Annotated in this window: 21 protein-coding genes; 15 read left to right on the top strand and 6 right to left on the bottom strand. The window is 45.8% G+C overall.

Annotation, left to right across the window (positions count from 1 at the left end; translation table 11 throughout):
* Nucleotides 1-109: 109 nt before the first annotated feature.
* The 5 genes from J8N69_RS02130 (at nucleotide 110) to J8N69_RS02110 (ending at nucleotide 6,164) form a co-directional block, all read left to right on the top strand.
* Nucleotides 110-2,299, top strand: a complete 2,190-nt coding sequence (locus J8N69_RS02130) for a malate synthase G (protein ID WP_168825831.1) — start codon at nucleotides 110-112, stop codon at nucleotides 2,297-2,299.
* A 36-nt stretch (nucleotides 2,300-2,335) separates the two neighbouring features.
* Nucleotides 2,336-3,937, top strand: coding sequence for an isocitrate lyase (locus tag J8N69_RS02125; protein WP_168825829.1), 1,602 nt, complete (start codon nucleotides 2,336-2,338; stop codon nucleotides 3,935-3,937).
* A gap of 186 nt (nucleotides 3,938-4,123) precedes the next feature.
* A complete protein-coding gene (locus J8N69_RS02120; RefSeq protein ID WP_227803946.1) occupies nucleotides 4,124-4,633 on the top strand; it encodes an MgtC/SapB family protein in 510 nt (169 codons plus the stop codon).
* 27 nt (nucleotides 4,634-4,660) lie between these two features.
* Complete coding sequence (locus J8N69_RS02115) at nucleotides 4,661-5,101, top strand: GNAT family N-acetyltransferase (RefSeq protein WP_168825828.1); 441 nt, start codon at nucleotides 4,661-4,663, stop codon at nucleotides 5,099-5,101.
* 334 nt (nucleotides 5,102-5,435) lie between these two features.
* Nucleotides 5,436-6,164, top strand: coding sequence for a YccT family protein (locus tag J8N69_RS02110; protein ID WP_168825826.1), 729 nt, complete (start codon nucleotides 5,436-5,438; stop codon nucleotides 6,162-6,164).
* 81 nt (nucleotides 6,165-6,245) lie between these two features.
* Here J8N69_RS02110 and J8N69_RS02105 read toward each other — a convergent pair whose 3' ends face one another.
* A complete protein-coding gene (locus tag J8N69_RS02105) occupies nucleotides 6,246-7,121 on the bottom strand; it encodes a carboxylate/amino acid/amine transporter (RefSeq protein ID WP_168825824.1) in 876 nt (291 codons plus the stop codon).
* Between the two features lie 424 nt (nucleotides 7,122-7,545).
* Between J8N69_RS02105 and J8N69_RS02100 the strand changes: the two genes are divergently transcribed.
* Nucleotides 7,546-8,190: an HD domain-containing protein gene (locus tag J8N69_RS02100; protein WP_168825822.1), complete on the top strand. Its 645-nt coding sequence runs from the start codon at nucleotides 7,546-7,548 to the stop codon at nucleotides 8,188-8,190.
* 35 nt (nucleotides 8,191-8,225) lie between these two features.
* Here J8N69_RS02100 and modC read toward each other — a convergent pair whose 3' ends face one another.
* From modC to J8N69_RS02080, 4 genes are all read right to left on the bottom strand, one after another.
* Entirely contained in the window at nucleotides 8,226-9,326 is a 1,101-nt protein-coding gene (modC, locus tag J8N69_RS02095; protein ID WP_168825820.1) for a molybdenum ABC transporter ATP-binding protein, read from the bottom strand.
* On the bottom strand, nucleotides 9,323-10,021 hold the full coding sequence (modB, locus tag J8N69_RS02090) for a molybdate ABC transporter permease subunit (protein ID WP_168825818.1): 699 nt from the start codon (nucleotides 10,019-10,021) through the stop codon (nucleotides 9,323-9,325). The genes modC and modB overlap by 4 nt, the downstream gene beginning before the upstream one ends.
* A gap of 15 nt (nucleotides 10,022-10,036) precedes the next feature.
* On the bottom strand, nucleotides 10,037-10,771 hold the full coding sequence (modA, locus tag J8N69_RS02085) for a molybdate ABC transporter substrate-binding protein (RefSeq protein WP_168825816.1): 735 nt from the start codon (nucleotides 10,769-10,771) through the stop codon (nucleotides 10,037-10,039).
* A 79-nt stretch (nucleotides 10,772-10,850) separates the two neighbouring features.
* On the bottom strand, nucleotides 10,851-11,180 hold the full coding sequence (locus tag J8N69_RS02080; protein ID WP_168825814.1) for a Rieske (2Fe-2S) protein: 330 nt from the start codon (nucleotides 11,178-11,180) through the stop codon (nucleotides 10,851-10,853).
* Nucleotides 11,181-11,537: 357 nt separating this feature from the next.
* Between J8N69_RS02080 and J8N69_RS02075 the strand changes: the two genes are divergently transcribed.
* Both J8N69_RS02075 and J8N69_RS02070 read left to right on the top strand, forming a co-directional pair.
* Nucleotides 11,538-13,766, top strand: coding sequence for a transglycosylase domain-containing protein (locus J8N69_RS02075; protein WP_227803945.1), 2,229 nt, complete (start codon nucleotides 11,538-11,540; stop codon nucleotides 13,764-13,766).
* Nucleotides 13,767-14,158: 392 nt separating this feature from the next.
* A complete protein-coding gene (locus J8N69_RS02070) occupies nucleotides 14,159-14,992 on the top strand; it encodes a substrate-binding periplasmic protein (RefSeq protein ID WP_168825810.1) in 834 nt (277 codons plus the stop codon).
* A gap of 13 nt (nucleotides 14,993-15,005) precedes the next feature.
* Here the strand turns inward: J8N69_RS02070 and glgA are convergent, their stop codons facing one another.
* A complete protein-coding gene (gene glgA / locus J8N69_RS02065; protein WP_168825808.1) occupies nucleotides 15,006-16,454 on the bottom strand; it encodes a glycogen synthase GlgA in 1,449 nt (482 codons plus the stop codon).
* A gap of 93 nt (nucleotides 16,455-16,547) precedes the next feature.
* Between glgA and glgC the strand changes: the two genes are divergently transcribed.
* The 7 genes from glgC (at nucleotide 16,548) to recO (ending at nucleotide 24,028) form a co-directional block, all read left to right on the top strand.
* A complete protein-coding gene (glgC, locus tag J8N69_RS02060) occupies nucleotides 16,548-17,801 on the top strand; it encodes a glucose-1-phosphate adenylyltransferase (protein ID WP_168825807.1) in 1,254 nt (417 codons plus the stop codon).
* A gap of 327 nt (nucleotides 17,802-18,128) precedes the next feature.
* The gene (locus J8N69_RS02055; protein WP_168825805.1) at nucleotides 18,129-18,761 is read left to right on the top strand and encodes a riboflavin synthase subunit alpha; all 633 of its coding nucleotides are present in this window, start codon (nucleotides 18,129-18,131) and stop codon (nucleotides 18,759-18,761) included.
* Nucleotides 18,762-19,009: 248 nt separating this feature from the next.
* Nucleotides 19,010-20,815, top strand: coding sequence for a translation elongation factor 4 (gene lepA, locus J8N69_RS02050; protein WP_168825803.1), 1,806 nt, complete (start codon nucleotides 19,010-19,012; stop codon nucleotides 20,813-20,815).
* Nucleotides 20,816-20,865: 50 nt separating this feature from the next.
* Nucleotides 20,866-21,690 (top strand): signal peptidase I, encoded by an 825-nt coding sequence (gene lepB / locus J8N69_RS02045; RefSeq protein WP_168825866.1) that lies wholly within the window; start codon nucleotides 20,866-20,868, stop codon nucleotides 21,688-21,690.
* 16 nt (nucleotides 21,691-21,706) lie between these two features.
* Nucleotides 21,707-22,390, top strand: a complete 684-nt coding sequence (gene rnc / locus J8N69_RS02040) for a ribonuclease III (protein ID WP_168825802.1) — start codon at nucleotides 21,707-21,709, stop codon at nucleotides 22,388-22,390.
* Nucleotides 22,383-23,285, top strand: a complete 903-nt coding sequence (gene era, locus J8N69_RS02035) for a GTPase Era (protein WP_168825800.1) — start codon at nucleotides 22,383-22,385, stop codon at nucleotides 23,283-23,285. The genes rnc and era overlap by 8 nt, the downstream gene beginning before the upstream one ends.
* Before the next feature lie 5 nt (nucleotides 23,286-23,290).
* Nucleotides 23,291-24,028, top strand: coding sequence for a DNA repair protein RecO (gene recO, locus J8N69_RS02030; RefSeq protein WP_168825798.1), 738 nt, complete (start codon nucleotides 23,291-23,293; stop codon nucleotides 24,026-24,028).
* Nucleotides 24,029-24,062: the final 34 nt, after the last annotated feature.

Raw genomic sequence — 24,062 nt, 5'->3', positions numbered from 1 at the left:
GAAATTTTATCTTAGTTGGACATAAACTATAAATCAAGCAATCGTCAGCGAGATTAAACGCATTGCTAACCCTAAGAATCAGAGAAATAAAAGACAGAAGGAAAGCGAGATGAATATGCCCCAAACTAAAAATAACAGCGTGATTCATCCAGGATTTTGCCACTTCATCAATGAAGAAGTGCTACCACTTCACGCTATCGAACCAACAAAATTTTGGCGCGATCTTGAGCAATTGGTGGCGGATTTGTCACCGATTAATCGCCAACTTTTGGCGACTCGCGATGCGCTGCAACAGCAGATTGACCAATGGCATCTAGCGCGAAAAGGTCAAGCCATGGACATCAAGGCGTATGAAGCTTTCTTGCGTGACATTGGTTACTTGGTGGAAGAGGGTGAGGATTTCACCATTACCACGGCGAACGTGGATGCGGAAATTGCTCATTTGGCAGGACCTCAGTTAGTGGTGCCCGTGAAGAACGCACGCTTTGCATTGAATGCAGCCAATGCCCGCTGGGGCAGTTTGTACGACGCGTTTTATGGCACGGATGTGATCTCTAAAACAGGCGAATTGGCCACTTCCGTTTTAGTAGAAGGTAATAGAGCCTACAACCCTGCTCGTGGCGACGCGGTGATTGCCAAAGCCAAAGAGTTTTTGGATGAGGTGTTTCCGCTGGAGTCTGGTTCTCATAAAGACGTGACCAGTTACGTGGTGTATTACCACCATTTATTGGCCTTTTTTAAAGATAGCCACCAGGCTGGTTTGAAGCAGCCTTCTCAGCTGGTGGCGGTTAATGGCCAGCGCAGCGAGCCTGAAGCTGTTTTATTGAGAAACAACGGCTTGCACGTAGAAATTCAGTTTGATCGCAACGGTAAAAACGGCTCAAAAGATCTAGCCAATATCAATGACATCCTGATTGAGTCGGCATTAAGCACCATTATTGACTGTGAAGACTCGGTGGCTGCCGTCGACGCAGAAGACAAGATCGAGGTTTACCGCAACTGGTTAGGGCTGATGCAAGGCACGTTGGAAGCCAGCTTCGACAAAGACGGCCAACAACAAACGCGCCGCATGAATCCAGATCGACTTTTTACGGATTTAGACAACCAAGAATACCGCTTACATGGTCGTTCACTTTTGCTGGTACGCAATGTCGGGCACTTAATGGAATGCGATTTGATGCAAGACGAACTGGGCAACTTTGTACCGGAAGGCATCATGGATGCGGTGGTGACGGTGCTGATTGGTGCTTTGGATTTGCAACGCAATAGGGGCATTCGTAACAGCCGAACCGGCAGCATTTACGTGGTAAAACCCAAGATGCATGGGCCAGAGGAGGTGGCGTTTAGTTGTGAATTATTCGCTCGCGTGGAGCAGATGCTTAACTTGCCAGAAAATACCATCAAGATCGGCATTATGGACGAAGAGCGTCGCACCACGTTGAATCTGAAAGAGTGTATTCGTCAGGCAAAATCACGGGTGTTTTTCATCAATACGGGTTTCTTGGATCGTACTGGTGATGAGATTCACACCAGCATGCAAGCTGGGCCGTTTTTGCCAAAAGATCAAATTAAAAACCAACCTTGGATTCAGGCTTACGAGAATCGCAATGTCGACATAGGTTTGCAATGTGGTTTGCCGGGTAAAGCGCAGATAGGTAAAGGCATGTGGGCCATGCCGGATGAAATGGCGGCGATGATGACGGCAAAAATTGCCCATCCTAAAGCGGGTGCGAATACGGCTTGGGTGCCTTCGCCAACGGCGGCGACCTTGCATGCTTTGCATTATCACCAAGTGGATGTGTTTGAGGTACAGCAGCGGATTAAGTCCCGCCCGCAAGCGAGTCTCACTGATTTGCTTACCATCCCAACGATTCCAGACAATTTAACCTTGTCGAGCCAAGTGATTGAACGAGAAATTGAAAACAACGTTCAGGGATTATTAGGTTATGTGGTGCGCTGGGTAGAAGCGGGCGTTGGTTGTTCAAAAGTCCCCGATATTAATAACGTGGGCTTGATGGAAGACCGTGCCACCTTGCGGATTTCTAGTCAGCACTTAGCGAATTGGCTGCTGCATGGCATGTGCAGTAAAGAGCAAATCGATGAGGTCATGCAACGCATGGCGCGGGTGGTGGATGAACAGAATAAAGCCACAGAAGGTTACCGCCCGATGTCACAACATGCCAAGAGTTTAGCGTTTAAAGCGGCGCAAGATTTGATTTTTAAAGGCGTGATTCAGGCAAATGGTTATACCGAACCTTTGCTACACGCATACCGAGTTAAAGCGAAAGCAGCGAATTAATTTCATATTAAAACACCCTAAAGAGCGAGAAAGACTATGCAAACTTATAAAAATAAAACGCAACAAGCTAGCCAAACTATCTCTCAACAAGGCCCAACTTGGGCGGCGATGAACCCAGAATCTGTGGTTAGAATGCAATTGCAAAACCGTTTTAACACGGGGTTAGATATCGCCAAATACACGGCTAAAATCATGCGTGAAGACATGGCGAGTTACGACAAAGACCCAGCGAACTACACTCAGTCTTTGGGTTGCTGGCATGGTTTTATCGGCCAACAAAAAATGATTGCGATTAAAAAGCATTTTGGTACCACGCGTAGCCGTTACTTGTACTTGTCAGGTTGGATGGTCGCCGCGATGCGTTCTGAATTTGGCCCATTGCCAGATCAATCCATGCATGAGAAAACCTCGGTTCCGGCCTTGATCGAAGAGCTATACACCTTCTTGAAACAAGCCGATGCCCGTGAGTTACAGCATTTATTTAAAGAAATGGACGAGGCGAGAGACGCTGGCGATCAAGTGCGTGAGCATGCGGCGCAGCAAAAAATTGATCAATTTGAAACGCATGTTGTGCCGATTATCGCTGATATCGATGCGGGCTTTGGTAACGAAGAAGCGACCTATTTGTTGGCGAAGAAGATGATCGAAGCGGGCGCGTGCTGTATTCAGATCGAAAACCAAGTGTCTGATGCGAAGCAATGTGGCCACCAAGATGGCAAGGTAACCGTGCCTCATGAAGATTTCTTGGCGAAAATCAACGCAGTACGTTACGCCTTTTTAGAGCTAGGCGTCGATGATGGTGTGATTGTGGCGCGTACCGACTCTTTAGGGGCGGGTTTAACGCAAAAAATCCCAGTATCACAAACGGCGGGTGATTTGGCTGAGCAGTACACGGCCTTTATCGACGGTGAAGAGGTGACGTCACTTGAGCAAATGCAGTCTGGCGATATGGCGATCAAACTGGGTGAGCGATTGATTAAACCCACTCGTTTAGCCAATGGCTTGGTGCGTTTTAAGCCCAATACCGGCGAAGATCGTGTAGTGCTCGACTGTATTACCTCTTTGCAAAATGGCGCGGATTTATTGTGGATCGAAACGGAAAAACCCCACATAGGTCAAATCGCCGCGATTGTGAATCGCATTCGTGAGGTTGTGCCTAATGCTAAGTTGGTTTACAACAACAGCCCATCTTTTAACTGGACGCTTAATTTTCGTCAACAAGTGTTTGATGCTTGGTTGGCTGAAGGCAAAGATGTGAGCCAATACCAACGTGAAAAACTCATGTCGCAAGACTACGATGGCAGTGTGTTAGCAGAGGAAGCCGATGAGCGTATTCGTTGTTTCCAAAAAGACGCCGCCGCGCAAGCTGGGATCTTCCATCATTTGATTACCTTGCCGACCTACCATACGGCCGCCTTGTCTACGGATAACTTGGCGAAAGACTACTTCGGCGAACTGGGTATGTTGGGCTACGTGAGAGAAGTACAGCGTAAAGAAATTCGCCAAGGTTTGGCCTGTGTGAAACACCAAGACATGTCAGGTTCAAACATTGGTGATGATCACAAAGAGTATTTCTCAGGTGAACAGGCGTTAAAAGCGTCCGGTAAAGATAACACCATGAATCAATTTGCAGTCTGATTAACGTAATAATCATCAGCTTGTATTGATAACAAAGGCCAGCAGTCTTCCCCCTGCTGGCTTTTTTTATGGCGTTTTTTGCTTTTATTGGTCTCACTGGTGACATAGTGCAGCGGTCTCAGTACATTATAGGTACAGCTCTTTATTTTTAATTAATCAGCCGCGGCCTTTGTCCTAAGAGATGCTATGAGTTTAGATGCTATGAGTTTAGAGTCGGTGAGTTTAAATGCGATATTTTCCATTGCGCCCTATAGTTGGGGGGCGATCGCGACCGCTATTTTTTGTGGCGTGATTGTTGGTTTAGAAAGGCAGCTTAGAGGTAAGCCTGTCGGTATTAGAACCTCGGCGTTGATCGTTTTGGGGACCTATGTGTTTATTGCATCGTCTATGTTTGTGGCGGCGGAGATAACGGATCCATCGCGTATCATCGGGCAGGTGATTACGGGAATCGGCTTTCTTGGTGCTGGTGTGATGCTGTCGAAAGATGGCGCGGTGGTTGGCGTGACTTCTGCTGCGACCATTTGGGCGCTGGCGGCTGTCGGTGTGTGCATCGCTATTATTGATTCTTACGTGGCCATTAAGTTGTCTTTTATTGTGGTGGCTATTTTATATGGCGTGGATATTTTGGAAGAATACTCGTCAGCTTTTACCCGCGGCGTGCATTCTAAATACAATCGGTGGCGTAAAAGAGAGTAAATCGGTAGTGATTAATGGAGATACAAAATGATCCTTGGTTATCGAATAAGTAGTCATTATGAAGACATGGATTTTGATGTCATTCATGCTTATATTGCCAGCACCTATTGGGCGTCGGGTATTCCGGCACATACTCTGAAAACAGCCCTAGATAATTCTTTGTGTTTTGGTGTTTTTGCCGCTGATGGTAAGCAAGTAGGTTTTGCTAGAATGATTACAGATCAAGCCACTTTTGCTTACTTAGCCGATGTTTTTATTGCTGAGGAGCACCAAGGAAAAGGTTTATCAAAGTGGCTAATGCAAGAGATACATGATCATCCTTCTATGCAGGGATTGCGGCGAATTTTATTGGCGACACGTGATGCTCATGGCTTGTATGCACAGTTTGGTTATACACCATTGAGCCATCCAGCAACTTTTATGCAGAAATGGAATCCTGATGTTTATAACGAGTTTGATTTAACCTAGCTTATACAGACTATTCTGATAGCTCGACTCTGTTTCGTCCATTTTCTTTGCCTTTGTATAGGGCTTTGTCTGCGCGTTTTGTCATGCTTAAACATATCATTCACTTTTTTAAAATAATCGACATCAATCAATACAAGACTTAGGGGGGATGCTGCTAGTCGAGCCTTGTTTGGTTGCTTTTAGAAGCAATTCTAATTTCTATTTAGTTTGCTTTCAGGGGATGAAAAAAGACAAAATCGAGCAAATACTTCTAAAGTCTATTTTACTAAATAAACTAAGTACAACTATATGCTAGATTCACTTCTTTTTTGTTATGTGTTGTAAGGAGTGTTCTATGTGGGTAAAGAGTCGTGTGCTGGTGTTTGCTAGTGTGTTGTTGGGTTTCATTACGTCACCTGTGATGGCGGCTACCTTTGAAGTGTCTCGTACCTTTGAAATTATGTATATTGACCTTGAGAGTGCAGGACGATTCGGCAATGACTTCAAAGTAGACCTTGATGAAGGGCAGCACCAAATCGTTGTTCGCTTTAATAAGCTGCTGCGAAGCGGTGGAGATACGCAAGTCTTTCAATCTGAACCGATTGTGCTGGATTTGTATTTTGAAAAAGATACTTACCTTACTTTGAAAGCGCCTTATATTTCGACTCAGAAGCAAGCACAAGACAATGTAAAAGACCCACAGTTTACAATCCATGATGATGTCACCGGTAAAGAAATTGATTACCAGCAGCAGATATTGTCGACCAAATCTGGTTTCCAAAATACCCGTGACTACGTTGCAGAGATTGAACGTCTAACGGCAAAAAACACACCAGATACCGCACATTCGAACTCTGCTCCAGCGCCTGCCCCTATTACCATGTCAGAAAACGTGGCACTAGACATGATGCAGTTTTGGTATAACCGATCAGATGAGGCTACTCGTAAAGAGATGCGTATCTGGATTGCCGACCCTTTATACAAACCGACGGTGGCTAATATTCAGCTGGAAATGTCGCAATTTTGGTTCAATAAAGCAGACCAAGAAGCTCAAAAAGCCTTTCAAAAATGGTTGATAAACTAGTGGTTTGTTGAACCGCAAGTCTGCTTTAAATCAGCTAAAACGCCCACTCTGTGTTGGGCGTTTTTTTAGGCTCAAATGGCGTTAAGCGGCGGCTTGTGCTTTGGCAAATTTTTGGTTGAATTTATCATTGACCCACAGTGCCAATAAAATAATGCCGCCGCCAATGGCTAAGCGCAGTATGTCGGCGTCTCTGTTCCAAAAAACCACATTGACCAGTATGCCGGCAGGGATAAGCAAGTTGTTCGCGACGGCTAGGGTGCCTATATTCACCAGAGTAGCGCCTTTGTTCCAAGCAAAATACCCCAAGCCTGAAGCAACAATCCCAAGGTAAATTAGAATGCCCCATTGTAGGCTGGTGGTGGGCAGTTGTTCTGGATTGCCCATGGCGATATAGCAAGGAATAACAACGGCTAACGCGCCGATAAAGAACCAGCCAAATACCGTGCGCTGTGGAAGGTTTGGGCGCTCTTTTGCTATGATTCGTTTGTAACCCACCTGGCCGGCTGCGAAGCACAGGTTTGCGCATTGCACGATGAGCATTCCCTTAATGAAGCCTTCATCGATACCTTGATAACGGATAGCGACGGCTCCGAGAATGGCCAATAATGCACTAATGGCAAAACCAATGTTCAGCCGCTTGTCTAGCATGTCATTGATGAGCGTGACATAAAGCGGCGTCATGACGGTAAACAGCAAGACTTCTGGTACGGATAAGTACAAGAAGGATTGATAATAAAACCCATACATGATGCCGAGTTGTAAGGCGCCGCAAATCATCAGCTTAACGGCAATGTTTGCTTCTATCTGGCGCAATTTGAGGAATGGCAAGAATATAACAGTGGCCAGTGCGACCCGCATTAGAACGGAAAACCAAGCATCGACTTGTCCGGCTAGATAGACACCGATCAAGCTAAATGAAAACGCCCATAATAGGGTAACGGCAATGAGTATTGGCATAAGGGTAGATTCCACGTAAAAATTTTAGTGAAGTTTACCGATTTCTTTGTGGAGGGTAAAACAGTTTACTTTTTTATTTTTTAAAGTTTACTAATGGTGCTGTTTTTTACATGACGGACGGCGTTTTGTTGATCTGCCTGTTGGAGGTTGTCGCTAAAGGTAGTCAGCGAAGGTTGGATAAGTCTTGTAAGCCTGATGAGGGAGGGACGACCGTGATCAGGCGTAGGATGTTATTTAGCCTGCAATTGGTTGATTTATATTGTTTTTTGTAGGTCGTGGCTTTAGCCCAACAAGGCGTAATTTATCGTGGTGAGTTTTTTGTCGACCTACTTTTTTTAAGGATAAATCACGACCTACAAGATTGACAAAAGTCGTTTAGCGACAACCTCGTTGGCTGAGGTGATTATTATGAGAGGTTGTTTTAATGTCTGACTGGTTGGCGAAATACGAAGCGCAGTTTTATGCTTTTTTAGACGCTCAAGAGTATGTCGATGTCGCCCATGATTTGGCGCATATTGCTCGAGTGGTTAAGGTGGCGAAGCAGTTAGCGCTTGAGGAAAATGCAGATCTGGCTGTGGTGTTGCCTGCGGCTTATTTGCATGACTGTGTGTCCTTGCCGAAAAATCATCCGGAGCGGCATCTGGCCTCGACTTTGGCAGCGGATAAAGCCATTGGCTTTTTAGCGTCAATTGACTATCCAGACGAATATCACCACGCGATTCATCATGCTATTCGGGCTCACAGTTTTAGTGCCAATATCACGCCAGAAAGTCTTGAGGCCAGAATAGTACAAGACGCCGATCGCTTAGATGCACTTGGTGCCATTGGCATTGCTCGTTGCATGCAAGTTAGTGGGGCACTAAACAGGGCGTTATATTCCCTTGATGATCCATTTTGTGAGGTGCGTGAAACGGATGATAGGCGCTATTCGATTGACCATTTTTATCATAAGCTTTTTCGCATTGCTAATAGTCTGAATACCGCCTCAGCTAGGCGAGAAGGTAAAAAGCGAGAGGGTATAATGCGTGACTTTTTAGCGCAGTTGAGAGTAGAAATAGTCCCTCGCTGACGGTTATTTCTTGCTGTCGATGGCGGTTAGCCTTGTTAGGATAAAACCGCCACCGATTTTATTTGTGCGATAACGATTTGGCCTTTTTTCAGGTTCAAGTGGTGGGCTGATAGGCGGGTGATTTTTGCCAGAATCGGTGTTTGGCCAGCGAGTAAACGAACCATTGTCATACTCGGATCTTTAGGGTCATTTTCTATCTCGTCAATGACAACCGTGAGACGATTTAGAATGCTTGAATCCTCTTGTTTGCTTAGGGATAAGCTAACATCTCTCGATTGAATTCTTAAACGCACAGCATCCCCTATTTTTTCACCTGCCTGTTTAAAGGCAATGGCTTGGCCATCAAACCCCAGCCATGAGAGTCCCCACTCTGTTTCTTGTCGGTTTACTGTGCCAGCAATGATGACGCTGGCGTCTTGGTAACGAGAGAATGACGTACCCAGCTTGCCAAGTAAGGCTTGTGTTTGGCCTTGTTCGATTACCTTGCCTGCCGCCAAAACCACCATATAGTCTGCCAGTCGAATCACCTCATCTAATGAGTGACTGACGTAGAGAATTGGAATCTTGGCGCTGCGGCATAAGCGCTCTAAATAGGGCAGAATATCCTGCTTTAATGTTTCGTCTAAGGCGGCTAAAGGTTCGTCCATAAGCAGAAGTTTAGGTTGAATGAGAAGCGCCCTGGCAATGGCGACTCGTTGGCGTTCACCACCTGACAGTTGGGCTGGGTATTGGGATAAGATGGATTCGATGTTCATTAGGCGAATGACGTCTGCGCTGCTAATCACGGTTTGGGTTTTATCCGCTCGTTGGATCGCAAATTGTAAGTTCTGTTGAGCCGTAAGGTGAGGAAATAATTTTGCGTCTTGAAAAACATAGCCAATAGGACGCCGGTGAGTGGGTAAGGAGGTGTGATGATCTTGCCATTGATCGTTATTTAAACGGATATGACCTTGTTGGTTTTTTTCAAGTCCAGCAATGCAGCGTAATAGGGTGGTTTTACCTGATCCGGAAGGGCCAAATAAAGCCGTAACACCGGTATTTGGCAGGGTGAGGTCCACGTTTAGGGCGAAGGCAGACTGGCCTGAATACTGCTGTGATAGGTGGATATTTAAACCATCGGATGGCCTGTTTGTCATAGTCGTTCACCGATGATGGCGTTGTTTTTTTGGCGCTTTTGAAGGCTGTATAAAGCCGCCAATACAATAAAAGCAAAACTTACCATCAATAAAGATAGGCTGTGAGCTTGTCCGTATTCGAGTGCTTCAACATGGTCGTATATTTGAACAGAGATGACCCTTGTTTCCTTAGGAATATTGCCTCCTATCATCAGCACAACACCAAATTCGCCAACAGTATGGGCAAAACCTAATACCGCCGCACTGAGGTAACCGGGTTTGGCCAAAGGCAATGCGACAAAAACAAATCGATTCCAAGGTGAAGAGCGCAGTGTTGCGGCGGCTTCTAGTGGGCCTTCTCCAATTGCCATAAAGGCATTTTGGATCGGTTGCACGACAAAGGGCAAAGAGTACAGCATAGAGGCGACGACAAGACCGGCAAAACTAAAGGGCAGCGGAGAAATTCCCAACGGCATCAAAAACTGCCCCATCGCGCCTTGTGGGCCGAGAAAGACTAATAAATAAAAACCCAGTACGGTTGGGGGAAGCACTAACGGCATGGCGACAATGGCGTTAATGGGGCCTTTCAACCAAGATTGTGTTCTGGCAAGCCACCAGGCAATGGGGGTGCTGATTAAAATCAGCAACAGAGTGACGACGCTTGCCAGTTTTAAGGTGAGCCATATGGCGTCTATGTCTTCCGGGCTTAATGACATAATAGTAGGGCTGCCTTATTCTGTGGCATAGCCAAATTGGGCGATACGAGCTTGAATGTCGGTTCTCATGAGAAAGGCCATGAAGGTTTGTGCGAGCTCAATGTTGCGAGATCGAGATAAAATGACCCCCGCTTGTTGTATCTCATTATAAAGCTCACTCGGCAGGTTTCTGACATAGCCCAGATTGGGTTTTGCTATGACTTGCGAAAGTGCCACGAACCCTAAGTCGGCGTTTTGCGAGTAAGTAAATTGATAGGTTTGTCCTATATTTTCTCCCTGTACGAGTTTCGTTTGACTCTGCTCCCACATAGATAAATTCGTCATGCTTTCTACGGCTGCTTTTCCATAAGGCGCCAGTTTAGGGTTGGCTATGGCGATGCGCTTTGCGTCTTGCAGCAAGGCTTGGAGTGATGGCGCGCGCAGGGGCGTCATAGACCATAAGGCTAATTGGCCTTTAGCATAAATCGCTATGCTTTCTGGCAAGGCGAGTTGATGGCTCACCAGTGCTAAAGGCTTTTGTGTGTCGGCGGATAAGAAAATATCATAGGGTGCGTTGTTTTGGATTTGGGCAAAAAATTTTCCAGAAGAGCCAAATGATAGGCGCAGCGTGTGGCCTGTTTCTTTTTCAAACACTGGGGCGAGCTGTTTGATCGGCGCAATAAAGTTAGACGCAACCGCCAGATGCAGGGAATCGGCTGAGGCTTTACTGGCGCCGAGGAAGAACGCCAGTAAGATCACTAATAGTGACATCGGCAGCGTCTTGGGGCGGGTATTTTTCAAACGGAACAACGCCTTGCTTAGCCTGCTTCTAGAGTCAATTAATGTAAAGTTAAGCGAGCAATAAATAGCAGTGTCCTTGCTCCATACCCACGATGACTTTTTTTAAATGGCTACCCTGACAAGGGCCAGTAATGCAGGTGCCATCTTTTGGTGAAAAGAGCGCGCCATGATGGTGGCATTTTAAATAATCCCCTTCATCTTCAAGGGTATTTTCTGTGGACCAAGTGAGTTTCTTGTTTTGGTGAGGACAAAGATTCTCATAAGCAATAATTTGACCTTGCTGCTTTGTAATTAAAAAATCGTAGTCTTCTACTTTGACATTCAGCGCTTTGCCTTCAGGAAGGTTTTGCGCATCGGGGATTAGATGCTTGTTAAACACGTGATTACCGCACTTTTTTTATAATGAATGTTGTTTATTTTAAAAGAATTGACGCTTTCCATAATCATGCGAACTAGAGTGACGATTGGGCAGGTCAGATCTAGTGGTGTTTTCTTTCCATTCTGTTGCCGACTTTGCTGATAATACTAGGGAAATGCCAGTTAAATAAACTTTCCGTGAGTAGGGACTCTAAAGCGCTACGATGAATGAGTCAATATGCAAGAATTGAGTTAGTTGTTTTTTGGTCGTTGCTTGCGGTTAGTAAGCTCCTTATAATCGCGCACTATGATCAAAAAAACGCCTGTAAAATCTTCCTCTACGTCCTCGACTCGAAAGAAAAAACCGCCTCGTACTTCGATGCTGAAAAGGTTTTTTTATCGCCTTGTGAAAGGGGGGATTATCCTTGCTCTGGTAGGCAGTATTCCCTTTGCTGGCTGGGTCTGGTGGTTAAATGGTCAAGTTGTTAGTCGTTTTGAGGGGCAGAAGTGGCAAGTCCCTTCCGAAGTGTACAGTGCACCGATTATTTTACGCCGTGGCGCCCCTTGGAAAAAGCAAGATCTTGAAGGCTTACTGGAAGAAACCGGCTATCGTTTTGGCCGAAACAGCCAAAAAGTAGGTTGGGCGGCGCGCAGCCAAACGAAAGTGAGCGCACACTTGAGATCTTATGTGGACCATCTTGGTTTTCATGGCAGTGAGCGACGTATTTTTTCTTTCCAAGAAGGGCGCTTGCAGATTCAAGCTTTGAATGGCGACGATGTGGCTGAGGCTAGGATTGAACCGCAACGTATTGGCTTTTTGTATGGCGGTAATACGGAGAGTCGCCAAATACTAACCTATGACGATATTCCGAAAGCCCTGATTGATATTCTGGTTGCAGTAGAAGATCAAGACTTTTACCAGCATTGGGGGATATCGTTAACTGGGATTGCACGGGCGGCGGTGGTCAACTTTACCCAAGGGGCTCGGCGTCAAGGTGGTTCCACCTTGACTCAACAACTCGTTAAGAACATGTATTTGAGTTCAGAGCGTACCTATACGCGAAAGTTGACAGAAGTCGTGATGAGCGTATTGCTGGAATACCATTACTCCAAACAAGCCATTATTACGGCCTACATGAACGAAGTCTATCTGGCGCAATTAGGTAACAGTGCGTTGCATGGGTTTGCGGCGGCGAGCCAGCACTTTTTTGGTCGACCATTGAATGAACTCAATATCGATGAATTTGCCCTTTTGGTTGGCATGGTCAAAGGGCCGTCTTTGTATAACCCTGAACGTTCTCCTAAGCGTGCGAAAGATCGACGCAATACGGTGTTGGCGGTATTGAAAAGCCAAGGACGATTATCCGCCGCAGATTACAACAGCTTGATAGAACGGCCTATTCGCCTTGCCGATAAGAAAAAAGAGCGCTCTGTGTATGGCGACTATTTAGACCTTGTTGCGATGCAGTTGTCCCGCGATTTTGATGAAACCACCTTAGCGACGAAGAATTTACGTATTTACACTGGTGTGGATATACGGGCGCAACGTGCCGCCAGTGTAGCGATGCAGCGGCAAGTAGCGGCGCTGGAAAAACGCGACCCGAAACTAAAGGGCTTGCAGGGCGCAATGGTGGTGACCGATAGATTGTCAGGGCAAGTACGGGCGGTTGTTGGATCCAGTGGCCAACACTATACCGGGTTCAATCGAGCATTGGGCGCGGTGAGACCCATTGGCTCTTTGGTTAAACCTCCTTTGTATTTGTCCGCTTTGGCGACGGGGCGTTATACCTGGTGGTCTCAGATTGAAGACAAACAATTACGCTTTAACGTTGCTGGCAAAATCTGGGCCCCCGAAAATTATGATCGACAAACTCATGGCGTCGTGCACCTTTATGAGGCGATGGCGAAGTCTTATAACTTAGCCACGGTGTCGTTAGCACAACAAATAGGCTTTGATCGAGTTGGCGATACCTTGCGCCAGCTGGGGGTTAAGCGACCTTTTACCATGCACCCTGCTGTTGCATTGGGTGCCATAGAGTTGTCGCCGTTTGAGGTTTCACGTTTGTATCAACCGATTGCCTCTCAGGGAAACAGCAGTGAGCTTGGCGTGGTGCTGGCGGTGATGGATCAGAGTGATCAATTAATGAAGCGCTTCGATCAGCACAATGACGTGCCGTTTACGGATGCTTTGCTTGCCGTGACCTTGGATGGTATGACAAAAACACCCAAAATAGGCACAGCTCGAGCGGCTCAGGCGGCGTTTCCTGAATTGAATTTCGCTGCGAAAACCGGTACCACAAATCAGCAGAAAGACAGCTGGTATGTGGGGATAACGGGGGATTATTCGACCATCGTTTGGTTGGGTGATGATGATAATGTGCCTTTAAGTATCACCGGTAGTAGTGGTGCGCAAAAAGTATGGATAGACTTTACTCGAAATGTGAACTCTATTTCTTTGCCCAATACCTTGCCTGATGGCGCCGCTCACTACAGCGTATTAGACAGTAAGTTTGAAATCGCGGCCGATCGGTGCGATGAAAAAGTGACCTTGGCTTTTTTATTGGGCACCGAGCCTAAAAGTCGCAGTTCCTGCTTTTGGCCTTTTTAAGACAGTTGGCCGTTTTAGACAGTTGGCCTTTCTAAAAAGTTGGTCTTTCTAACTCGTTGTTCTTTTTAAATAATAGAAATGAAGATTGATAATTGCTGGGTTCTTATATAGCCTTTTCAAATAGTGTAAAGGTTTTGTTAGGCGTGAAGTTGGTTATTGTGTCTTAGTGTTCTGTTTGGGGTTGAGTCGTTGGAGCGTTATAAAGACGTAAAATAAGACCATCAAAGAAACAGAGTCTAGAGAATGCATGGCCTAAAGAATGCATGGTTAAAAGATACGTTGTTTAGATGAGGGAGGGGCCGATGACTCGCCTTGGCAATCCCCCATTTTTTATACAAAAGAGAATAGCGTCGTTGGTTATTTGAATTTTACTTGTAAAGGAGTGACGCTGTATGCGGTTGTGCTCATGTATTGTTTTCTGTCTGTTGCTTAATGTGGGCTTTGCCAGTGCCGCCGATGGCAAAAAAACGCTTAAATCATCGACTTCCTGCTCTTCTCTTAGTGCGTCAGGTAATTCAGAGTATCCCCCTTTTTTGTGGCGAGAAACCCCCACATCAGCACGATTACTCGGTATCAATCGTCTCATTCTGGACGAAGTGAGCCGTCGTATTGGTATTCCCATCACCCTTTCCCATGTCGGCCCTTGGTCTCGTGCTCAGACAGAGGTGAAAAACGGCCGAGTGGATTTAATGGCGGGGGCTTTTTATACCAACGAGCGGGCTAATTATATGGATTACTTTGCGCCAGTGATGCTGCATACCACCAGTGTGGTATGGCAACACAAGGGCAAGGCGTTCCCGTTTAATAAAAAAGAGGATTTAGAGGGGAAGTGGGGAGTAACCGTCATTAATAATAGTTTTGGGCAAGAATTTGATCAGTATGCCCAGCGCCACTTAAATATATTGTCGGTAGCAAGTTTGTCTCAAGCGTTACGAATGTTGGCGGCGGATCGTGTCGATTATGTGTTGTACGAAAAAAATCCCGCTCATGCTTATGCTTCCCTGCTAGGTTTGTCTGACATTATTGTGCCCGTGTTGCCTTATATTAGCAGTGAGGGGTTATATCTGACGATGTCGAAAAAATCCCCCTGTAATACAAGCGATTTGAAGTATCGCATCGCGATTGCATTGCAGTCTATGAAGCAAGATGGCTTCACCGAAAAGGCGTTACATGATGGTGTATTGCAATGGCAAGCTCGCGATCATGTAAGCCTATTGGAAGAGTAATGGCCGACGCTACTTATTGAGTCGGCATTTCTCTTTGCAACAACGATTGATATAAACGCTCCCATTGATCCGTTACTGCGTCCCAGCTGTGATCATATTGCATGGCGTTTTTTTGCTTTTCTTGCCAACTGTTTTTGTCGTGGAAGCTTTCCATGCAGCGTATCATGGCCGCTTGTAAGGATGCGGTGTTGGCGTCTTTAAAGACAAATCCATTGGCTCGCTCTCCTGCTTCGAAAATGGTGTCCGCTAAGCCGCCAGTGTGCCGAACAACGGGTAAGGTGCCATATTTCAGCGCATAAAGTTGTGTTAAGCCACAGGGTTCAAAGCGTGATGGAATGAGAAGCGCATCGACGCCGGCTTGAAGGCGATGTGAGTAATCTTCAAAATACCCAATACGCACGGCAACTTGTTCTGGGTAGTGCTGTTGCAATGCTAAATACCCTGATTCTAAGTGTTTGTCCCCTGATCCAAGTACGACAAGTCGCGCACCTTGTTGCAACAAAGAGGGCATGACTTCTAAAACCAGATCGAGCCCTTTTTGTTCCGTTAGTCGACTCACCACGCCAAAGACGGGTTGATTAAGGTCTTCTGACAAGCCATTTTCTTGCAGTAGGGCAAGTTTGTTGAGGGGCTTTTGATCGACCGTCTCTAGCCTGTAAGGATGCGAAATGTGTGGGTCTTTTTCGGGCGACCATTGTTCATAGTCGACACCGTTTAAAATACCGACCAGTTTATCTTTCATCGCTCTGAGCGTGCCATCAAGACCGTCACCATATTCCGGCGTCAGTATTTCCTCGGCATAAGTCGGGCTAACCGTCGTAATCGCGTCCGCGTAAACCAAGCCTGCTTTGAGGCCTGAAAAGCGCCCGTAAAATTCCATACCGTGCATACTTAGCAGTTCAGGTGATAGCTGTAGACGGGGAAATTGATCCATGTCAAAGCTGCCGTTATAACGCAAATTATGAACGGTTGTTATCACTGGAATATGCTTTACTTTCCAACTTTCGAGGTAGGCAGCAGCAAAGCCAGTTTGCCAATCGTTAAGGTGCAGTATGTCCGCTTGCCAATCGATGAGTTCGCCATGCAGTGCTAGGGTCGCCGTTGCCCAAGACAATGCTGCAAAACGTATGTGGTTGTCTTGGAAGTCGTGTCCACTGGCATCAAGGTAGGGGCCTGCATCGCGTTCATACAAGGCTTGGCATTGCAGTAACCAAATTGGCGTGTTGTTTTCTGGAATATGAGTCTCAAGCAGAAGTAAATCACCGACCCCAAATGGGTTTCCGAGGTTGATAGTCTTTTGAATTGGCGCTACCTTTTCTATTATGCCTTGATAAGCGGGCATGATGAGTCTGACATCATGGCCTTTTTTTCTCAGCGCAACGGGGAGCGCGCCAGCAACATCGGCAAGTCCACCTGTTTTTATTAAGGGGTAAATCTCGGAAGCGGCAAATAATATTTTCATTGTTAGGCGTCTTATTGATTTGAAATAATGATCAGAGTATACCTAACTAGAACTTGGAATAGAGCTAATTGACAAAAATTATAAGGGCATCACATGGATTTAAATACGGCGCGTATGAAAACTCTGTCCATTATCTTAGCTGGTGGACGCGGTTCAAGACTAAAACAATTAACGGATAACCGTTCTAAGCCCGCTGTGCCTATTGCGGGTAAGTATAAAATTATTGATTTTCCGCTTTCAAACTGTATTAACTCCGGCATGCGTCGCATTGCTGTTCTCACACAATATCGTTCCCATACTCTGAATCAGCATGTACAACGGGGTTGGAATTTTCTGCGTTCAGACTTTAATGAATTCATTGAACTTTGGCCTGCTCAACAACAAACTGGCAGTGATTGGTATCGAGGCACCGCCGATGCCGTATATCAAAATTTGAGCATGATCAATGCGTTAGAAAGTGAATATATCTTGATTCTAGCGGGTGACCACGTTTACAAGCAGGATTACAGTATTATGCTGCAAGAGCATATGGACAGTGGTGCGGAGGTAACGGTTGCTTGCATTGAAGTGCCGCTCAAAGAGGCGGATCAATTTGGCATTATGCATGTCGATGAAGCCGATAATATCATTGCGTTTGAGGAGAAGCCTGCTAACCCTCCTACTATGCCAGGTAAGCCTGATGTGTCACTGGCGAGCATGGGGATTTATATTTTCAATACCAAATTTTTGTCTGATAACTTGTGCTCAGATGCCCATGATAACGACTCAAGTCATGATTTTGGGAAGGATCTTATTCCTTTGTTCGTTGGGCGTTGCAAAATCAAGGCCCATCATTTTGCCAGCAGTGTTATTGATAATAGCAATTATCCAGATACGCCTTACTGGCGTGATGTGGGGACATTAACGGCGTATTGGGAAGCCAATATGGATTTGACTCGATTGGTTCCAGAATTGGATTTGTACGATGAAGACTGGCCCATTCGTACTGCTCAGTATCAGCGCCCTGCGGCAAAATTCAACTACAACTATGAAGAGCGAATTGGTACCGCTTTGAACTCAGTCGTTTCTGCGGGCTGCATTGTATCCGGCTCAACGGTTGAGCAGTCAATCTTATTTAATAACGTTCGAGTCAACTCCTATTCCCATGTCAATAAGTCGGTGATTTTGCCACGTTGTGATATAGGGCGTCATTGTCGTCTTACTAAGGTTGTTCTGGATTCTGATTGCCGCCTTCCTGAAGGGACGGTAATTGGTGAGGATGCCGTGGCCGATGCGGCTCGATTCTATCGAAGTTCCGATGGAATAACGTTGGTGACACAGGAAATGATTGAGGCGTTGTCCGACTGATTTTTCGTGTTTTTGCCTTGTTTTTCTCCCATTAAAGCCGCTTAGTAACAGCGGCTTTTTCGTCGCTATTTCGACTATTATGTTTTTGGCGCTTGAAAAGCGGTAAATTGGTCGCATTAGTAGGTGTTGGCTTTTTAGATTGCTAGATTGGAAAGGGTTATCCCCGTAACCTGTGGATAACCCTATTAGTGACTTTATAATAACTCTCGTAAGGCCAGTGGTGATGCTGCTTTGGTCGTGGGTGTTCATTTCTTCTTCAGTCTTAGGTTTAGTGCGCATTCTTGCGCTATGGTCGTTCATTTTTTCACCTGTTGATGAGGAGGTTTTATGTTTACGGGTATTGTTCAAGGGGTGGCGACGGTGAAAGTTGCCGAACAAATTGGACGCAATAAACGCGTGCAAGTGGTTTTTCCAGCGGGGGTTATGTTGGGGCAGCAGCTGGGCGCAAGTGTTGCGATTAACGGCGTTTGTCTTACGGTCGCAGAAATTGGTCATGACATACTAACATTTGATGTGATTGATACCACGCTGGCATTAACGAATATCGGCGCATTACAGGTTGGCGATGTCGTTAATTTTGAGCGTGCGGCGAAAATGGGAGATGAAATCGGCGGCCATGTTATGTCGGGGCATATTATGACGTCGGTCTTGGTGTCGCGAATTGAAAAAATTGAAGAAAGCGTGCATATCCGTTTTACCACGGACCGTCAGCACCAAGTGGATGCGAGACGGTATTTGTTTGATAAAGGCTATGTTGGGCTAAACGGGGCCAGTTTGACGATTAGTGACATCGGCAACGATTGGATTGAAGTGTCTTTGATTCCAGAAACGCTGCGCTTGACCACTTTTGGAATGTTATCCGTTGGCGACAGAGTAAACCTCGAGATTGATGCTCATACGCAAGCGACGGTGGATACGGTGGAGCGTATTTTGTTACAAAGAGGGATCGTTCTGCCTTAACTTGGCGCCTCGGCATGTTTACGAGACTCTCTGCCCTTTCAGCAATGAAATAAATGGAGTCCTTGCGTGAATTTCGGTAGAATGCTCGCCAATTTCTATCCTGAAAACCGATTGTTAATGGTCTCTTTGTGAGGCTTCGGCTATCACTGCTGTGTGTTTTTTCGCTTATTTAGGGTGGAAAATAGCCTCATGTGGCCAATTGTCGGCAGGTAATCATTCAAATATCGCTTTTAAAGTGTGAGTAAATAGTGTCTTCCAATAATCTTAAGCACATACGCAATTTCAGTATCATCGCCCACATTGACCACGGGAAATCGACGTTAGCCGATCGCTTCATTCAGATTTGTGAAGGGTTGAGCGAACGTGAAATGTCTGCTCAAGTTCTTGATTCCATGGATATTGAACGTGAACGCGGCATCACTATTAAAGCACAAAGTGTGACGCTGGATTACCATGCCAAAGACGGACAAACCTATCAGCTGAATTTCATCGATACCCCCGGGCACGTGGATTTTTCTTATGAAGTGTCTCGTTCACTGGCCGCCTGTGAAGGGGCGTTGCTGGTTGTTGATGCCGCGCAAGGGGTAGAAGCACAATCAGTGGCAAACTGCTATACGGCGATCGAGCAAGGCCTCGAAGTGATGCCCGTGTTAAATAAAATCGATTTACCACAAGCTGAGCCTGAACGTGTAAGTGCCGAAATCGAAGAAATTATTGGTATTGATGCGATGAATGCGGTGACCTGTTCTGCAAAAACAGGCATGGGGGTTGATGATGTGCTGGAGCGTTTGGTCGCGACAATTCCACCGCCTGAAGGCGATGTTGATGCGCCATTGCAAGCGTTGATTATCGATTCTTGGTTTGATAACTACCTAGGCGTGGTGTCTTTGGTGCGTATCAAGCAGGGGACTTTGCGCAAGAAAGACAAAATCTTCATTAAATCGACTAAGCAGGCTCACCCTGTTGATATGGCCGGTATTTTCACACCAAAACGAAAAGAAACCGGTGTATTAAGAGCGGGCGAAGTGGGCTTTGTTGTTGCGGGTATTAAAGATATTCATGGCGCACCCGTGGGTGACACCATTACCCATGCTTCGACACCTGATGTTGCTCAGTTAGCCGGCTTTCAGAAAGTGAAACCACAAGTTTATGCGGGTTTGTTCCCGGTTAGCTCTGATGATTATGAAGATTTTCGTGTCGCTTTGAGTAAGCTGACCTTGAATGACGCTTCATTGTTTTTTGAACCAGAAAGCTCCGATGCGTTGGGCTTTGGTTTCCGTTGTGGCTTCTTGGGTATGCTGCATATGGAGATCATCCAAGAACGTTTAGAGCGTGAATATAATCTTGATTTGATCTCTACCGCACCAACAGTGGTGTTTGAAGTTGAGCTGAATAACGGCGATGTCATCAATGTAGACAGTCCGTCAAAAATGCCGGATCCCGGTACGATTAAGGAAATGCGTGAGCCCATTGTGGAAGCCAATATATTGGTGCCGCAAGAGTATCTGGGGAACGTGATTACCTTGTGTATTGAAAAGCGTGGCGTGCAAAAAGACATGCTATACGTTGGTAGACAGGTGCAGCTGCGCTATGAATTACCCATGAACGAAGTGGTGATGGATTTCTTTGATAAATTGAAGTCGTGTAGCCGTGGCTTCGCCTCTCTGGATTACAGCTTTTCTCACTTTAGTCCTGCTCCGTTGTGTCGTTTGGATATATTGATCAACGGCGAGCGAGTAGACGCATTGGCGCTTATTATGCACAAAGATAATGTGCAATATAAAGGCCGAGCGCTGTGTGAAAAAATGAAAGATTTGATCCCTCGCCAGATGTTTGATGTGGCGATTCAGGGGGCGGTTGGCGCGAAAGTTATTTCACGTACCACGGTTAAAGCGTTACGTAAAAACGTCATAGCCAAGTGTTATGGTGGTGATGTGAGTCGTAAGAAAAAATTATTACAGAAACAGAAAGACGGTAAGAAGCGTATGAAGCAGGTGGGCAACGTTGAAGTGCCACAATCAGCCTTTCTTGCGGTTTTACAATTGGATAGCTAGCCAGATAATCAATAGGCGTGTTGATGCACGCCGTAATGGAGAAAGGTTGTATGGGGTTTGATTTTGAATTGATACTGGCCATTGCGTTTTTGGTTACGGGTGTCTTTTGGGTATATGACCGTATTGTGTATTTGCCAAAACGTAGAGCGATATTGGCCAACATGGCAACAGACGCGCGTAAGGCATTGGGCAAAGACGCAGAACAGAGATTGGCGCAAACGCCAAAGTTTGTTGTCGAGGTGAAGTCTTACTTCGTTATTATTGCGGTAATTTTTGGCTTGCGCTCTTTTGTGGTGGAGCCTTTTCAGATTCCGTCTGGTTCCATGTTGCCGACCTTAAAAATCGGTGATTTCATCTTGGTTAATAAGTTTGAATATGGTCTTCGTTTACCGGTATTGAATACGACGATTATCCCGACGACAGATCCAGAGCGCGGTGATGTGGTGGTATTTAAATACCCGCTGGATCCGAAAATAAACTATATTAAACGTCTTATTGGCCTCCCTGGAGATCAAATACGCTATCGCGATAAGACGTTGACGGTAAATGGTCAGCCAGTCAGTAAAGCGTTTTTAGCTCGCTTGCCAGTATCGCTAAACCCCAATCAAGAGCCGGTCGATGTGTTTAATGAGAACCTAGGCGGCGTTCAGCATGAGGTTTATAACAGTTTTCGTTTTACCCCTCATGAAGGCGAGTGGACCGTACCAGCAGGCCATTATTTTGTCATGGGCGATAACAGAGACAACAGCGCTGATAGCCGTTTTTGGGGCTTTGTGCCAGAAACAAATATGAAAGGGCGTGCATTTTATGTATGGCTGCATTGGGATGCGTTTTTGAGCATTCCGAGCTTTAAAAATAACGGTTTGATTGAATAAGTTTTTTGGAGAAATTTTGAGTTCATTGTATCAAAAATTGTGTCGGCGCATTGGTTACTTTTTCGCTGACCTTGGATTGCTTGAACTGGCGCTAACGCACCGTAGCTTTGGTGGGAAAAATAATGAGCGTATTGAGTTCTTAGGGGACTCTATACTTAATTATGTGATAGCTGAAGATTTGTTTCACCGCTTTCCAAAAGCTAAGGAAGGGGAGCTAAGTCGCTTACGAGCCTCGTTAGTAAAAGGCGATACATTAGCCGAATTAGCGCGAGAATTTGAGCTAGGCGATTACCTTAAATTGGGGGCAGGCGAGTTAAAAAGTGGTGGCTTTAGACGCGACTCTATTTTAGCGGATGCGGTAGAAGGCATTATTGGTGCGATGTATTTAGATGCGGGTATGGAAGTTTGTCGTGAGCATATTTTGGCTTGGTACAAAGAGCGTCTGGATGCCATTTCGTTAAAATTGGTTACTAAAGATGCTAAAACCCGTCTGCAAGAATACCTTCAAGCGCGCAAGCATGCTTTGCCACAATATGATGTGGTGAATATTGAAGGTGACCCACATGATCAAATTTTTCATGTGCATTGTTCTATTGAGCTGTGTGAGGACGCTATTGAAGGTAAGGGCAATAGCCGCCGGATAGCAGAACAGAACGCCGCGACGAAAGCGCTGAAAAAATTGGAAAATAAAGATGTCTGACGTTGAAATTACACACTGTGGTTATATTGCTATTGTTGGTCGCCCGAATGTGGGTAAGTCGACTTTGCTTAATCATATTTTAGGTCAAAAACTGTCTATTACGTCACGTAAGCCACAAACCACGCGTGATCAGATACTGGGCGTGAAAACGGAAGGCCATGTTCAGGCGATTTATGTTGATACGCCAGGCTTGCATTTGGGTGAGGCGAAAGCCATTAACCGTATTATGAATAAAACCGCTGCCGCTGCATTAAAAGATGTGGATGTGGTGTTGTTTGTGATTGATGCCGATCGTTGGACAGAAGAAGACGAAGCCGTATTGCAAAAAGTCAAACACGCACGTTGTCCCGTGATTCTGGTGGTCAATAAAGTGGATCAGTTAGACCAAAAAGAAGATCTTTTGCCGCGTTTGGCTAACTTGTCCGATAGGATGAGTTTTGCGCAGATTGTGCCGATTTCTGCGTTGCGCAACAACAATTTAGATCGCTTGGAGCGGTTGGTTGAAAGTTACATGCCAGAAGGCACGCAATTTTACCCTGAAGACCAAATTACCAATCGCAGCTCGCGTTTTTTGGCGGCCGAAATTGTCCGTGAAAAAATCACTCGCCAGCTTGGTCAAGAAGTGCCATATGAAGTGGCGGTGCAAATCGAAGAGTTTGTCTACGAAGAATCGGCCATTCATATCAGTGCGTTGATTTTGGTAGAACGAAACGGGCAAAAACGCATTATTATTGGTGAACGTGGCGATAAAATTAAGCTGATCGGTAAGGAAGCGCGTATTGATATGGAGAATTTATTTCAGCATAAAGTGATGTTGAATCTCTGGATTAAGGTGCGTTCTGGGTGGTCAGATGATGAGCGTGCGTTAGCCAGTTTGGGTTATCAGGAAGAATAGTCACGATGCGCGTCTCGGCGTATGTGATTCATACTCGTCCTTTCCAAGACAGTAAAATTTTGCTCGATATGTTCACCCTTGAGCAAGGTTTGGTGAGAGGCGTGTGGCGATTGCCAAAAAAAGAGGCTCGGGTCATTCCTGGGCCTTTTTTGTGTTATGAAGTTGTGTTTGCGGGCCGTAGCGAGTTAAAAACGGTAAAAAGTTTAGAGTCAATTAAGTCTGCGTCTGCGTTGGAAGGCTTGTCTTTGTATGCGGCATTTTACGTTCATGAGCTGCTGGAAAAATTGCTGCCAACGAATTTACCCTTGCCAGATGTGTTTGCCTTGTATCAATGGTTGATTGAAAGTTTGCATTCGGGGGCGCCGATTGCGCCTTTGTTACGACGTTTTGAAGTGGGTTTGTTTTCGGAGTTGGGGGTGGGAATTAATATGGTTTCTACTGGCCGAGGTGAGGCCATTACGCCACACCAGCTTTATCAATTTCATTATAAATTTGGCCTGCGGCCTTATTATGGTGAAATACCAAAACTTACGCCGATGCTGTTTGTAGAGGGGCAGGTTGCGTTGAATTACCACGCGGGTCAATGGCTGGATAAACAGGTGTTGAGTTTGGCAAAAGAGTTGCATCGTAACTGGTTGGACGCGCTGTTAAATGGTAAGCCAATTGTGTCTAGGCGGCTATTACCAAAACAGCCTTTCCAAGGCGAGCGACTTTTAGGTGTGCCTATCTTTCGTGCTTTGTAGCAGGATTGTATGATTTGGCGATGGTGTTTTTTGT

The sequence above is a fragment of the Marinomonas profundi genome (assembly GCF_020694005.1).
Lineage (GTDB): Bacteria > Pseudomonadota > Gammaproteobacteria > Pseudomonadales > Marinomonadaceae > Marinomonas > Marinomonas profundi.
Note: the sequence above shows the minus strand (reverse complement) of the source record. Positions and strands in the feature narration are given on the sequence as shown.